Raw genomic sequence first — 10,722 nt, 5'->3', positions numbered from 1 at the left:
CGCCCGCACCTGGTCGAGGACCTCGGCGGCGTTGCGCACGTTGGCTTCAGGATTCACGTCGGGCGCGAACGGCCGCACCATGTCGGCGAACATGCCCAGCTGCCCGACCTTCTCCTCGAGGGTCATGCGCGCGAGCAGGGACTCGACTCTCGCGTCGGCGGGCTTGGGGGCGATCGGCATCGGTTGTGCGTGTAGGTCGGGGACGAAGGCTGGATTCTAACGGAGCCCCGCGCCATCACCAGCCGCGGCGCCGTCCACGGCTCATGTAATGGAATGTAACGCTCGAAACAGCCGGGCGAACCCGTCGCATCGGCAAACGGCATCCGCAAGCGCAAAAGAAAGCGGCGCGGAGCGTGAAGCTCCGCGCCGCCGTGGCGCGCCGTCGTCACTCCGGTGCGCCAGCAAACATCCCGGCGTAATCAGCCGCCGGCGGGCACGACCTTCAGTTTGGTCGTGTCGACCTTGGATACGCCCTGGATGCCGGCGGCGACCTTCTTGGCCTGGTCCGCCTGTGCCTGGGTATGGGCGGTGCCGGTCAGGAAGACCACGCCATTGACCGTATCGACGTCGATCTTGGTACCCGCCACCTCGGTATCGGCGAGCAGGCTCGACTTGACCTTGGTGGTGATCCAGGTGTCGTCGACCGGCTGCGCCGAAGCCGCTTCGGCGGCAGGCTTCTTGGCCGGCTTGTCATCGTTGGCCATCGCCGCACCGGAGAACAGGACCGCGGCAAGGGTGGCGGCGAGGATCGTGGTGCTCTTGCGCATGTGTGACCTCATTCATTGCCGGCGGTGTCGCCGGGTGTGGGGCAAGTCTCTGCAGATCGCCGTACAGCGCCGGTGAAATCAGATGTGAAGGTTGTGCTGCGTTCAGCACCCTGAGTGCGCTTGCAGCAACCTGTCGCCGACGCGTGTAATGCGCGTGCCCTGTCCAGACCATCCACATGTCCAACGACCTCAACGTGGCGCTGCTCGGCTTCGGCCTGGCCGGAAGCGTCTTCCATGCACCGCTGGTGGCATGCACGCCGGGCTTGCGCCTGCATACCGTGGTATCGCGCGATGCCGGCAAGGTGCACGCGGGCCATCCGCAGGCGCGCGTGCTCGCCGACCCCGCGCAGGCCTTCGCCGATGCCGCCATCGACCTGGTGGTGGTGGCCACGCCCAACGACACCCATGCGCCGCTGGCACTGGCCGCACTGGCCGCGGGCAAGCACGTCGTGGTGGACAAGCCGTTCGCCCTGGACATCGGCCAGGCCCGGTCGATGATCGCCGCTGCGGAGCAGGCCGGGCGCGTGCTGGGCGCGTTCCACAACCGGCGCTGGGACGCGGATTTCCTCGCCCTGGGTGCCCTGCTGGAGGCCGGCGCGCTGGGCGAGGTGGTCGAACTGCATTCGCACTTCGACCGCTTCCGTCCGCAGGTGCCGGACCGGTGGCGCGACCGCGCGGGCGCGGGCAGCGGCCTGTGGTACGACCTGGGCCCGCACCTGGTCGACCAGGTGCTGAAGCTGTTCGGCCCGCCCCTGGCGGTGTGCGCCGACCTGGCGCAACAGCGCCAAGGCGCGCAGGCGACCGACTACTTCCACGTACAGCTGCGCTACCCGCGACTGCGCGCGGTCCTGCATGCCGGCGCGCTGGTGCCCGGGCACGGACTGCGCTTCGCCGTGCATGGCACGGGTGGAAGCTGGATCAAGCACGGCCTCGATCCGCAGGAGGACGCCCTGCGCGGCGGTGCGCTGCCCACCGACGCCGGCTGGGGACGCGATCCACGGCCGGGCACGCTGCTGCAGGTGCAGGCCGATGGCAGCGTGCACGAGGCGCGTTCGCCCTCTCCGCACGGCAACTACCCGGCCTACTACGCCGCGTTGCGCGATGCGATCAACGACGGTACGCCGCCGCCGGTGGGTGCCGGCGAAGCCCTGCAGGTGATGCGGGTCATCGAGGCCGGACTGCTCAGCGACGCGCAACGGCGCGAGGTCGCCTTCGACTGAGCGGCCGCGCTACTCGCGCTTCACGCCGTGCCCGCCGAACCGGTCGCGCAGCGCCGCGAGCATCTTGTCGGCGAAGGAGTCCTTCTCGCGCGAACGCAGCCGCTCCAGCAGCGAGAGCGTGATCACCGGCGCGGCCACGTCCAGCTCGATCGCCTCGGCCACGGTCCAGCGCCCCTCGCCCGAATCGGCCACGAACGGCGCGATGCCGTCCAGCGCAGGATTGTCCTGCAGCGCATCGGCGGCCAGGTCCAGCAGCCAGGACCTGACCACGCTGCCGTGCCGCCATATTTCCGCGACCTGCGGCAGATCCAGCGCGAGCGACTCCTTGCGCTGCATGATCGCGAAGCCCTCGGCATAGGCCTGCATCATTCCGTACTCGATGCCGTTGTGGATCATCTTGGCGAAGTGCCCTGCACCACTGGGGCCGACCCGGCCCCAGCCGCGCTCGGGCGCCGGCGCGAGCGTTTCGAACAGCGGCCGCAGCCGTTCGCAGGCCTGCGCGTCGCCGCCGACCATCAGGCTGTAGCCCTCGGCCAGGCCCCACACCCCGCCACTGGTGCCGCAATCGAGGAAGTGGACGCCCGCTTCCCGGCATCGCGTCGCGCGGCGCTGGCTGTCCTGGTAATTGGAGTTCCCGCCATCCACGACCACGTCGCCGGCCTGCAGCAGCGGACCCAGCGCCTCCAGCGTCGCATCCACCACCGCGCCGGCCGGCACCATCAGCCACAGCGTGCGCGGCGCCGGCTGCGCGGCCACCAGCGCCGCCAGCGAGTCGAACGTCTCCAGCCCGTGCGCCTCGCTCGCCGCCTGGCGCGCCGCCGCGCCGGGATCGAAGCCGGCCACCCGGTGCCCGCCACGCTTCAACCGCGCCGCCATGTTCGCGCCCATCCGGCCCAGCCCGATCATGCCGATGTCCATGCGACCTCCCTTCGTGTGTAGGGCAGAGCCTCGCATGCGGCACCGGCGGGCGCCAATGCACGTCCACGAATCGTGGTTCGACAGCGGGACAAGCGACGTACCTCGCACGCCAGCAGGCGGCTGTTCCGTGCAGCCTGGAGCCGCGCCCACCCCGCCATGGCCTTAATGCGCGCGGGCGTCCGCGTGCGATCTCACACCAGCAGCAGCGCGAATGCGGCCAAGACCAGGATCGTGGTGAGGCTGAACGACGCGATGACCAGCGCCAGCGCCTTGAGCCAGCCGGACCGGTACAGCGCGCGGTAGGCGATCGCGCGGGCCACGATGTACCAGACCACGGCCGCGCAGGCCAGGACCACGCCGGCTTCGCGGGCTTCCGCAGTGCGGGCGAGCTGCTCTCCGATGGAGAACATCACCACGAACGGGCATGCGAGGAAGGCCTGGATGGAGAATGGCTCGCGCAGCGTTGCGCGGGTGACCTTGCTGCCGTCCTGGCGCAACGTGCCCAGCGCCGCGCCGAGGGCGTAGATGCAGAACACGGCCGAGCGCGTGAGCAGCAGGAACTGCTCGCTGCCGAACAGCAGCTTCCCCACCGGCGTGGACATCGTCGGCAGCGATACCTTCAACGCCATCTCCGCCACGTGCGCCAGCACCACCGAGAGGATCAGCATCAGCACCGGGCTGATGGTTTCCTCGAACTGCCGCTCCGGCGGCTGGGCGAGCTCCAGCCGGGTATAGCGCGCCATCGCACCCGGATGCCGCAGCACCCGCCAGAACGTGCGCGGATAGAACACCAGCCAACCCACGAGCTCGTAGAGGAATTCTTCCAGCGAGCGCAGCAGTCGCATCAGGTCCATGGCGTTCCTGCAGAAGCCGAGGGGTCACCGTGGCGTGGACGGCGGCGAAGGCACGTACGTCGTCGCCCTGCGGATCATGCAACCCGGGAGCTCAGCCCCGCCCGAGGTAATCCAGCTTGCCCAGCGGCACGCCGTTGTGGCGCAGCACGGCGTAGGCGGTGGTGACGTGGAAATAGAGGTTGGGCAGGGCGAAGCCGGTGAGGTAACCCAGGCCTTCGAAGGAATGCTCGCCGCGCGGGGTCCTGAGCAGGACCGGTCGCGTCTCGCTGCCATCGATCTGGGCCGGCGCGAATTCCCGGAGGTACGCGATCGCACGGTCGATGCGCGCGTATAGACCGGCGAAATCGCTCTCGTCGTCGACGAACACCGGGGCCTCCACGCCTGCCAGGCGCGCGGCGCCGTTCTTGGCGGTGTCGGTGGCCATCTGCACCTGGTTGAGCAGCGGTCGCATGTCAGGTGCGAGCCGCGCCTGCAGCAGCACGGCCGGCTCGAAGCCGCGTTCGATGGCATGCGCTTCGCCGCGCTGGAGCACCTCGCGCAGGTTGCGCAGCGCGCGCATGAAGGCCGGAACGGAAGCGGCGTACATCGAGATCGGTGCAGTCATCGGATATCCCGTACAGGAGAAGGGAGCGCCGGCCCTGCGGCCGGCGCCAGGGTGCTCAACGCAACCAGCCGCGGGCCCGGCAGCGCCGCGCATAGGCCAGCAAGGCCAGCGAGATCACCAGCAACAGCACGGGCATGGCCAGGCCGGCGACGCCGTAAGCCTGCCAGGCGGGGGTGACCAGGTAGGCGCCAGCGAACTGGACCAGCAGCGCCAGCAGCGAGACGCCGAACATCGGCACCGCCCAGCGCCTGCGCAGCAGCAGGCACAGCGCACCGAGCACGCCGCCGATCACCGCGAAGGCAAAAGCCACGTTCACCCATGGCGGGGTGGCCAGGAAGACCTGCCGTTCGGCCTCGGCCAGGGTGGCCAGGCGCGCTTCATCCATGGTCACCTGGACGAAGAACATCGCCAGGCCCAGCAGGTTCCACACCAGGGCCAGGATCGCCACCCACCAGTAAGCCTTGGGCCTGACCGGCCCGGACGTCGTCTGCATGCGTCCTCCCGTCGCGGCGCCAGTGCCGCGGCCTGAGCGTACGCCTTTGCCCGCCGGCCCGGCAGTGCGGACCGCAACCGGGCTAAACCCGCGCCCGTTGCGGCCGCTAATCCCTGAACTCCCAGCGCACGCTTGCCGGCCGTGCGCGTCCTTGCGTGCCGGCGATACCGGAGCTCATGCCATGCCGATCGACCGCGGTCCTTCCGTCTCCGTCCGTGAACCCGCGGTCGACGCGGTCGTGGCGGCCGGTGCGCGGTCGGTCCTGCCCGATTTCGCCGACGGCATGGCCGCCCTGCCCGGCGAGCTGGGCAGCCTGGGCCGCCGCCTGCAGTCGGCGCTGCGCGAGGAGGACTGGCGCACCTGCCACCGCCTCCTGCACCAGTTCCTGGACAAGTACCTGCGCGAGTTCGCCGAAAGCCTGGAGGCCGGTGGCGCGCTGGCCGAGTCCGACCAGCTGCGCGACCTGCTGCGGCAGGCGGTGGGCGTGGCCCTGGCCTCGCTGCTGCAGCCCTTGCCGGCACTGGCCGACGAGTCCAGCGCGCTGGGCACCGAGCTGCGGCAGTGGCGTCCGGGCAGCGACCTGGCCCCGCTGGCACGCCGGGTCCGCGAGCTGTGCCACCAGGTCGGCGTGCATGCCGGCGAGACCACCGAACAGCACACGCTGATGCTGGGCCTGTTCGACCTGCTGCTGGAGAACCTGGTCGAGCTGCTCGACGACGGCAGCTGGCTGCATGGCCAGGTCGCCGTGGTCCGCGAGCTGCTCGCCGGCGATCCGGACCGGCAGACCCTGGAGGCCACCCGCAACGGCCTGCGCGAGCTGGTCTACCAGCAGGGCCTGCTCAAGCAGGGCATCGTCGATTCCAAGGACGCGATGCGCACGATGATGGTGACCTTCGTCGAGCGGCTCGATGGCATGACCGCCAGCACCGGCCAGTTCCAGACCCGGATCGAAAGCCACCTGCAGGTCATCCGCGAGGCCCGCAGCATTGCCGAGTTGGGCAAGCGCATGGACGACGTGCTCGAGGACACCATCCAGCTGCAGGCGCAGGCGCTGCGCTCGCGCGAACAGATGGTCGCCGCGCGCGCCGAGGTCGACGCGGCCGAGGCGCGCATCCGCGAGCTGGAGACGCAGTTGCGCGACGTGGGCGACCTGGTCCGCAGCGATCCGCTGACCGGCGCGTTGAACCGGCGCGGCTTCGAGGAACTCTACGAGCGCGAGGCCGCGCACGCCGAGCGCGATGCTCGCCCGCTGACGCTGGCGGTGCTGGACCTGGACGAATTCAGCCGGCTCAACGCACGCCATGGCCATCCCGGGGGCGACGCGGCGCTGCGCCACTTCGTGGCGATCCTGCGCGGCGGCCTGCGTGCGGTCGACGCGGTCTGCCGCCATGGCGGCGAGGAATTCGTGCTGCTGCTGCCGGGAACGCCGCTGGCCGAGGCCCAGTCCGTCGTGCAGCGGATGCAGCGCGCGCTTGCCGCGCAGCCGGCGATGCATGAAGGGCGGCGCATCACGTTCACCTTCAGCGCGGGAGTGGCGATGCGCCAGCTTGGCGAAGACCGCGAGCACCTCGTCCACCGCGCCGACCGCGCGATGTACCAGGCCAAGCGCGACGGGCGCAACCGCGTGGTCGTCGCCCACTGACGCCGCTCCGGCGGTTCAGCTGCCGCGTGGCGGACGCCCCGGCGGCCGCTCGTTGCCTGTCGCCGTATACGCCGGCGGCGAGTAGAAATTGAGCGTCTTCAGCGGAGTCCGGCCGCTGTTGCGGATCTCGTGCGCCTCGCCGCGCTCGACCAGCAACAGGCTCCCCGCCGCCAGCGCGCGACGTTTGCCGTCCACGATCGCCACGCCGGTGCCCGAGACCACGTAGAGCCATTGCTCGGCACCGCCATGGCGGTTGTCCGCGTCGCCCTCGCGGCCTCCGGGTGCGATCACCATCTGTGCCGCCTGGACACCGCGGCATTCGAACAGCACGCGGAATCCCTGGCCGAAGCGCAAGCGACGGTGCTGCATGGGTTTCTCCGCGGCGGGAACCGCGACAGTGCGGCACCGTTCGTGAACACCGGATGCGCAGGTTGAACGGGACAGCTGCACCGCGCACTGTTTCACGCGTCCTTCCTCGGCAACGCGCTCAAGTGGCTGTCCACACGCCGCCGACGACAGGACCTCCCATGCTGCTCCATCTCGGCTTCGAGATCGCCTACCGCTTCGTCCAGCCCACGCCCATGGTGGTGATGCTGGACATCCACGGCTCGCGCAGCGGCGACATCACCGACTGCGAGCCGCTGTCGACGCTGCCCTCGGTGCCGCTGCGCAAGTACCGCGACGGTTTCGGCAATACCTGTACGCGCCTGCATGCACCAGCGGGCCTGCTGCTGCTGAGCGCTGCCGCGATCGTGCGCGACAGCGGCCTGCCCGACCGGCAACAGCCCGACGCCATGCAGGTGCCGGTGGAAGCACTGCCCGACGAGACCCTGCCGTTCCTGCTGGGCAGCCGCTATTGCGAGTCCGATACACTGATGCAGTACGCGTGGGACCGCTTCGGCCATGTCGAACCCGGCTGGACGCGGGTCCAGGCGATCTGCGACCACGTGCACGCGGCGATCCAGTTCGGCTACCACCATGCCGATCCGACGCGCGGCGCCCTGCGTGCGCTGGAAGAAGGCCGCGGCGTGTGCCGTGACTTCGCACACGCGGCGGTGGCCCTGTGCCGCTGCATGAACATTCCCGCGCGCTACTGCACCGGCTACCTGGGCGACATCGGCGTGCCGCCGGTGGATGCACCGATGGACTTCTCGGCCTGGTTCGAGGTCTGGCTGGATGGCGACTGGTACACCTTCGACGCGCGCCACAACGTGCCACGCATCGGCCGCGTCCTGATCGCACGCGGACGCGACGCGGCGGACGTGGCGATCAGCAGCACGTTCGGCCCGAACACGCTTGAACGCTTCGACATCGTGACCGAAGAGACCCCCCATGCCGCGCTCGATATCGCGCGGGATCCGGTCCCGGTCGACTGCGTCGCCTGAATGCATCCCCGCGCAGTACGTCCACGCCGCGGGCATTTCACGCCGCGCAGCCGTTGCGTTCGCATCCGGTCAACGCGGCATCGCCAATGATCCGCACACAGGGCGGCGAACCGCCCCCACAGGAGATACCCATGAAGACGATCCGCATCATCCTCGCCTCGGCCGCGTTCGCATTCGCCGGTGCCGCCATCGCCGGCGACGGCAACCTGTCCAGCACCGACAAGGTCAAGAAGATGGACGCCGACGGCGACAGCCGCCTGTCCCTGGCCGAGTTCACCGCCGGTGGCCACAAGACCAGTGACGATTTCGCCAAGTACGACATCAATGGCGACGGCTACGTCACCGACGAGGAGATCGACGCCGGCCAGGAACGCGGCATGACTCCGGGCGAGAAGAAGGACGTCCGCGCCAAGGCGCGGCCGGTGCCGACCACCAACCCGAAGTCGCCCGAGCCCACGCCGTAACGGCCCCGCTCTAGCGGCCACATGTGCAACGCCCGGCCATTGGCCGGGCGTTCTTCTTGCGGCGTCGCGACCGGCTTGCGGTCAGTGGGCGGGCGCGGGCAGCTGCGCCAGCGTATGCGCGGCGATCGCATCCAGGTTCGCCTGTTCGCCTACGCCCGGCCTTACCGTACCGGTGTTGAGTGCGCGCCAGACCACGCGGATCGAGCCGGGCTCCACCATCTCCACCAGCAGGCCACCCTCGGTGCGGTCGCTGGTGTTGTAGCGGACCACGGGCGCGCCATCCTCGTTGCGCACCACCAGCTGCGAGCAGCTGCCGCCGCTGCACTTGATCCCCGCCATCGGCGTGGTGTTCCCCACTTCGGTCTGCACCGCCTGCACGTCGTGGATATCGCGAACGCCCACCCGCCATGCGACCAGGAAGTCCGCACGCGCCACGTCCACCGGGCGATAGCCCTTGGCCTGCAGCGCGCTGTCCAGCGCCTTCTGCAGGCGTGCGCGGAGCTGCTCGTCCTGGACGCGCGCATCCTGCTCGGGCGCGGTGATGGAGGGCATGGGCACGAAGGCATAACCGTGCCCCGGCATGGCGGTCGCCGGCAACACCACGGTCACCTGCCCGGCCGGTGTGTTGCGCGCGGCCGTGGGCGAGAAGGAGCAGCCCGCGGCGGCGACAAGCAGGCCGCACGCCAGCAAGGGTGCGGCGATCCTGGCAATGCGGGAACGGGGAATGTTCAAGGGTCGACTCCTGGGGTCCGGAAATGGGCGGCCAGGGCCAAGCATAGCCAATCGCCCGGCCCGCGCCTGCTGTACGGGGCGGCCATGCGGTCCGATGGCCGGAGGACGCTCCGCTGCTGGCATCCCCGGACAGCCAGCCCTTGCGCTGCCGCCCTGCGGCCTTCCGCGCGTGCCGATCCGACGGCCCGGATCACGATGCGGCCACGCGAGCCTGACCGGGACCACGCTCACGCGCGCTTTACCCGATCGCGGCAGACTGGCGCGCCCACACAGGAGTGCGCCCATGGAAACCCAGCAGCTGCATCGCGGCCGCCTGATCGACCACCTCCAGCTGGTGGTGCGCGACCTGCCGGCCAGCCAGGCCTTCTACAGCGCCATCTTCGAGGTGCTCGGCGTGCCCCTGGGTGGCACGGGCGAGGGCTATTTCTGGGCGGACGAGCTGTTCGTCTCCACGGCCGACAGCGAAGCGGCGGCCGGCGAGTTGACCGGTCGCCACCATCTCGCTTTCCAGGCCCGTGACCGGGCGACGGTGGATGCGTTCCACGCCGCGGCACTGGCCCACGGCGGGAGCGACAACGGCACCCCGGGCGAACGTCCCTACCATCCCGGCTACTACGCCGCCTTCGTGCTCGATCCGGACGGCAACAACATCGAGGCCGTGTACCACGGCCCGGCCGAACGCAGCGCCAGCTCGGTGACGGTGACGTTCGCCGGGTAGTCCTTCGCGACTCAGGGCCTGGCTGCGGCGGTGGCGGTGCCCGTCACTTCCTGCCAGCTGCTGTCGGGATCGAACGCCGCCATCGCCTGGGCCAGCTTCGGGCTCTCCGGCCCCAGGTCCTTCTCGAACACCTGGCCGTCGTGGCTGACGAGGAAGGTCATTACCCCGGTGTCGCCATACCGCGCCGGCCAGGCCACCAGGGCGAAACCGCGGCTCATGTTGTCGCCCAGCGTGTAGGGATAGGCGCCCCGCGGCGCCGACTGCCCCTGCGCCTGGAGTATCCGGTAGTGGTAACCGTGCCAGGCGCCATCGGGCGTGTCGTCGCCGAACAGCGGACCGAGCGGACTTTCCGCACCGCCGTCGGCTTGCCAGAACAGGCCATCGCGCTTGCCATCGGTGCTGACGAACTTCTGCGCGTACTCGAGCACGCCGTCGCCATCGCGGTCCTCGCTGGCGTACTCCTCCTGCGCATCCACGTAGGCCAGCGACGCCTGCATGGCGTCAAGTTCGTTGCGGCCGATCCGGCGCGCGCGCAGTTCCGGCGCGCCGGCCTCCAGGTCGAAGGCCCAGCCCGCGGCGCCCTTCACCAGCGGCACCGGCAGGGTCCAGCCCTCCTTGCCGACGGCGAGCGTCGCGTGGGTGGCGTCGCGCTTCTGCAGCACGTGGTGTTCGCGGTAGCGGGCGAGGAAGGCGTCGACATCACCCCGGTCGACGTTGTCCAGCGGGACGTACTGCGCCCAGTCGGGGCCGAACAGTTCGACCAGGCGGGCAGCGTCGGCACGCTCGGTGCCCAGCGCGGCGACCAGGGCCTCGGCGGTCGCCTCGGGCGTGGGATAGGCCCGCTGCGCCACGGCCGGCAATGCGAGCAGCGAGAGGCACAGGACCGGGAGCAGGCGAAGGGAAACAGTCATGGCAGGTCTCCTGG

Annotated in this window: 14 protein-coding genes; 5 read left to right on the top strand and 9 right to left on the bottom strand. The window is 70.2% G+C overall.

The genetic code is table 11. The annotated features are described in order from the left end of the window. The coding region (locus CSC65_RS15130; RefSeq protein WP_162411416.1) for a hypothetical protein at positions 1 to 180 on the bottom strand (180 nt) is incomplete at its 3' end. A 239-nt stretch (positions 181 to 419) separates the two neighbouring features. Next, complete coding sequence (locus CSC65_RS15125) at positions 420 to 767, bottom strand: BON domain-containing protein (RefSeq protein ID WP_162411415.1); 348 nt, start codon at positions 765 to 767, stop codon at positions 420 to 422. Positions 768 to 943: 176 nt separating this feature from the next. Between CSC65_RS15125 and CSC65_RS15120 the strand changes: the two genes are divergently transcribed. Beyond that, complete coding sequence (locus CSC65_RS15120) at positions 944 to 1,987, top strand: oxidoreductase (RefSeq protein ID WP_162411414.1); 1,044 nt, start codon at positions 944 to 946, stop codon at positions 1,985 to 1,987. A 9-nt stretch (positions 1,988 to 1,996) separates the two neighbouring features. Here the strand turns inward: CSC65_RS15120 and gnd are convergent, their stop codons facing one another. From gnd to CSC65_RS15100, 4 genes are all read right to left on the bottom strand, one after another. Next, positions 1,997 to 2,905 carry a phosphogluconate dehydrogenase (NAD(+)-dependent, decarboxylating) gene (gene gnd / locus CSC65_RS15115; protein ID WP_162411413.1) on the bottom strand — a complete coding sequence of 303 codons (909 nt, stop codon included), beginning with the start codon at positions 2,903 to 2,905 and terminating at the stop codon, positions 1,997 to 1,999. A gap of 191 nt (positions 2,906 to 3,096) precedes the next feature. Further along, positions 3,097 to 3,759: a hypothetical protein gene (locus CSC65_RS15110; RefSeq protein ID WP_162411412.1), complete on the bottom strand. Its 663-nt coding sequence runs from the start codon at positions 3,757 to 3,759 to the stop codon at positions 3,097 to 3,099. A 91-nt stretch (positions 3,760 to 3,850) separates the two neighbouring features. Beyond that, positions 3,851 to 4,363, bottom strand: a complete 513-nt coding sequence (locus tag CSC65_RS15105) for a DUF1993 domain-containing protein (protein ID WP_162411411.1) — start codon at positions 4,361 to 4,363, stop codon at positions 3,851 to 3,853. A gap of 55 nt (positions 4,364 to 4,418) precedes the next feature. Next, the gene (locus tag CSC65_RS15100) at positions 4,419 to 4,856 is read right to left on the bottom strand and encodes a hypothetical protein (protein ID WP_162411410.1); all 438 of its coding nucleotides are present in this window, start codon (positions 4,854 to 4,856) and stop codon (positions 4,419 to 4,421) included. Between the two features lie 181 nt (positions 4,857 to 5,037). Between CSC65_RS15100 and CSC65_RS15095 the strand changes: the two genes are divergently transcribed. After that, positions 5,038 to 6,498, top strand: a complete 1,461-nt coding sequence (locus CSC65_RS15095) for a GGDEF domain-containing protein (RefSeq protein ID WP_162411409.1) — start codon at positions 5,038 to 5,040, stop codon at positions 6,496 to 6,498. A 15-nt stretch (positions 6,499 to 6,513) separates the two neighbouring features. On the opposite strand, the gene CSC65_RS15090 is transcribed toward CSC65_RS15095, so the two are convergent. Next, positions 6,514 to 6,867 carry a cupin domain-containing protein gene (locus CSC65_RS15090; RefSeq protein ID WP_162411408.1) on the bottom strand — a complete coding sequence of 118 codons (354 nt, stop codon included), beginning with the start codon at positions 6,865 to 6,867 and terminating at the stop codon, positions 6,514 to 6,516. 158 nt (positions 6,868 to 7,025) lie between these two features. On the opposite strand from CSC65_RS15090, the gene CSC65_RS15085 reads away from it, so the two are divergent. Both CSC65_RS15085 and CSC65_RS15080 read left to right on the top strand, forming a co-directional pair. Continuing rightward, positions 7,026 to 7,883, top strand: a complete 858-nt coding sequence (locus CSC65_RS15085; protein WP_162411407.1) for a transglutaminase-like domain-containing protein — start codon at positions 7,026 to 7,028, stop codon at positions 7,881 to 7,883. A 131-nt stretch (positions 7,884 to 8,014) separates the two neighbouring features. Next, on the top strand, positions 8,015 to 8,347 hold the full coding sequence (locus tag CSC65_RS15080; RefSeq protein WP_162411406.1) for an EF-hand domain-containing protein: 333 nt from the start codon (positions 8,015 to 8,017) through the stop codon (positions 8,345 to 8,347). An 81-nt stretch (positions 8,348 to 8,428) separates the two neighbouring features. Here CSC65_RS15080 and CSC65_RS15075 read toward each other — a convergent pair whose 3' ends face one another. Beyond that, complete coding sequence (locus tag CSC65_RS15075; RefSeq protein WP_162411405.1) at positions 8,429 to 9,079, bottom strand: DUF4136 domain-containing protein; 651 nt, start codon at positions 9,077 to 9,079, stop codon at positions 8,429 to 8,431. 283 nt (positions 9,080 to 9,362) lie between these two features. On the opposite strand from CSC65_RS15075, the gene CSC65_RS15070 reads away from it, so the two are divergent. Continuing rightward, entirely contained in the window at positions 9,363 to 9,797 is a 435-nt protein-coding gene (locus CSC65_RS15070) for a VOC family protein (RefSeq protein ID WP_162411404.1), read from the top strand. Positions 9,798 to 9,808: 11 nt separating this feature from the next. On the opposite strand, the gene CSC65_RS15065 is transcribed toward CSC65_RS15070, so the two are convergent. After that, complete coding sequence (locus CSC65_RS15065) at positions 9,809 to 10,708, bottom strand: DUF2950 domain-containing protein (RefSeq protein ID WP_162411403.1); 900 nt, start codon at positions 10,706 to 10,708, stop codon at positions 9,809 to 9,811. Positions 10,709 to 10,722 lie beyond the last annotated feature (14 nt).

The organism is Pseudoxanthomonas daejeonensis (genome assembly GCF_010093205.1).
GTDB lineage: Bacteria > Pseudomonadota > Gammaproteobacteria > Xanthomonadales > Xanthomonadaceae > Pseudoxanthomonas > Pseudoxanthomonas daejeonensis.
The sequence above is the reverse complement of the archived record's forward strand: the minus strand, read 5'-3'. Positions and strand labels throughout refer to the sequence as shown.